This window comes from Klebsiella sp. S69, assembly GCF_016516145.1.
GTDB lineage: Bacteria > Pseudomonadota > Gammaproteobacteria > Enterobacterales > Enterobacteriaceae > Klebsiella > Klebsiella oxytoca.
Genome location: NZ_JACVUU010000061.1, coordinates 1 through 2,528 on the forward strand (window position 1 = coordinate 1; position 2,528 = coordinate 2,528).

Here is a 2,528-nt window from a genome sequence, read left to right on the forward strand (position 1 = left end):
TAAGAACTTTAACTTCCTGACAACCGCAGACGGTCAGGCCCGCGACGGGGCGTTCAACACCCTGCGGCCGTTTTCATTCAGCCTCTCCACCGGTCGCGCCTCACTGCGCAACGGCGTGGATATCTCCGGCGGCGCTGTCGTTTCGCATAATGCCGGCATTTCCACCTCCCTGACCGGGCCTGACCCGCTCATTAACGGCCAGACCTATGATGCCGCGCCCGTGTACACGGATTTCACCACAGGCAAAGTCACCACAAGAATGATGATGAGCGCCAGGGTGAATGCGGGCCGTGACGATTTCGGCATACTTTCCTATCGTGACTGGCACGGTAAATGGCATGAGCTGCGTCTTCGCCCCAATGCCGAACTGGATGCCGGACAATTTATCAAACGTAATCCGGATGGCTGGTTCTGGGCTGGGGGAAATAAAAATATCAGCAGTACTGAGAGAATGACCAACGGTGTTCATTTACAGGGCGCGGGCGATTTAGCCGCCGACTTCTACCACCAGGAGCGTATCGGTCAGCATCACTTCCTCGGCCTGCATGTGGCTAATGGCGGTGCACAGGGATGGTATGAGTTCCGCAACGACGGGCATGCCTACACCAACGGCGCCTGGAGCAGCAGCTCTGATGCCCGCATGAAAACGGACATCAAAAAAATCGATAATGCGCTGGACAGACTCGACCGCATCGGCGGGTATACCTACCTCAAACAGGGGAAACCCGAAGCCGGGGTGATTGCCCAGGAAGTGGAGACCGTGCTGCCGCAGGCCGTGACGCAGACAATGCTGACGCTCAATGATGGCAGCGTCCTTGACGATGCCCGCGCAGTTAACATCAACGGTGTGGTCGCCCTGCTCGTTGAAGCGCTCAGGGAAGAGAAACAGGCCAGACTGGCTCTGGAAGCCCGTCTTCAGGTACTGGAGGGGACCGATGCTGCACACTCCTGAAACCGCCGTTCCTGAACTGACGGAAACCTCGCAACTGATCCTTAGCAGCCTGAAAACGGGTACATCCACAGGGAGTGTCTATGAGTGATATCACATATAATCCTGAGGACTATAACAACGGTATACCACCTGAGCCGGGTCTGGTGTGGAGGCCGGGAGGCTCATTCCCCAATGGCAGTTACGTTCCCGGCTCATGGGGCTGGCCAACGCGCGGATACGATGTTCCTCCGCTGCCGGGTGATACCGAAATGCTGACGGTCACCCCAAAAGAAACGCCGGCTGATACCTGGCCTAAAAGACCTGATATCAAAGAGTGGTATGTTCCGGGTGAAAAACCCTTCGACCCGTCAACAGGTAATGGATGGGTGCCTGATGTGGACGGCTACGGTGAAGTGCTGCCTGCCGGTATACCGGCGGTGGTACAGGCTGCAATCAGTAAGGTGAAAGGTGCGCCACTGAAAGGCGGCATGTCCGCTGTGGATATCTGGAAACTGAAACCCGCAACGGAGTACCCGGGGAGATTTAACAGCACCGACCCGGCATTCAGCTGGTTTCCGGTCCGGGCGCTGACTGACACTGATATATCTGCGATGCCCGTTGCCCCTGAGACTGTTCCGGTGCATACCCGTATCCTCGATAATGTTCATGATGGTGTACAGTTTGTTTCTGCGGTGTTTGCGGGTAGCATGCAGTACAATCTGCCGGTGGTGAAAGCGCAGGCCACTGCCGGCAGTGATTATTACACTATCGGACGTCTGCCGGGCATCATGAGTGCCTTCACATTCTCTTTCTACACAAAAGGAACACCACAGGACTCCCGTTTCTTCCGGGATACAGTGAAAGCCGGGGGAGATTTACGCGAAGCAGGCTTCACTGTGGGGGCCAATACCACCGATTTTATCATCTGGTTTCCGCAGGGGAGCGGACTGGAGCCGCTGTATTTTTCCATGACCATGAATATGCCGGCTGAGCCGCTGCAGCGTCGTCAGGAAGCCGAAAACAAGGCCAGAGCAGAAGCTGACAGGCTCCGGGCAGAGGCGGAGGCAAAAATTCGCGCTGAAGCAGAGGCACGGGCGAAAGCAGAAGCAGAACGCAAAGCCCTGTTCGCTAAGGCCGGTATTCAGGATACACCGGTTTACACGCCGGAGATGGTGAAGGCGGCAAATGCGGCGCTGTCTGCCGGAGGCTCAATGGCGCTCAGCCGGGCGCCGGGGATGATACAGCTCTCGGCGGCCAGTGTGGGGACGCTCCCTTTCAACAGCGGTCTGGCGGGATGGGAGGCCAGTGCGCTCTGGCGCGGTGTCGACGTGCTTGCCAGAATCGCGCCGGTCGCATCCGCCGTGGCCACGGTTGCCACAGTGCTCACCCTTGTCAGGGCTGCACTGGATATCCCTGCAGCCGGCGAAGGCAGTGACAGGGTTCCCGGACGCAACATTGACATGCTTGCCGCCCAGGCCAGCCTGTACACGGCCATGAAGACGAACATTCAGCCGGGGATGAAAACTGTGGACCTGCCGGTCAGGGGATATATCTCGTATGACGGGAACGGCCGGCAGTCGGTCAACCTGGTCAGGGC

At 57.8% G+C, this 2,528-nt stretch carries 2 protein-coding genes; both read left to right on the forward strand.

What is annotated here, in order from left to right; translation table 11 throughout:
* Positions 1-952, forward strand: a 952-nt coding sequence (locus tag IAE27_RS29140) for a tail fiber domain-containing protein (RefSeq protein ID WP_200093411.1), incomplete at its 5' end; no start/stop codon positions are given.
* An 80-nt stretch (positions 953-1,032) separates the two neighbouring features.
* Positions 1,033-2,528: colicin-like bacteriocin tRNase domain-containing protein (locus IAE27_RS29145; protein WP_320159739.1), on the forward strand; the 1,496-nt coding region annotated here is incomplete at its 3' end.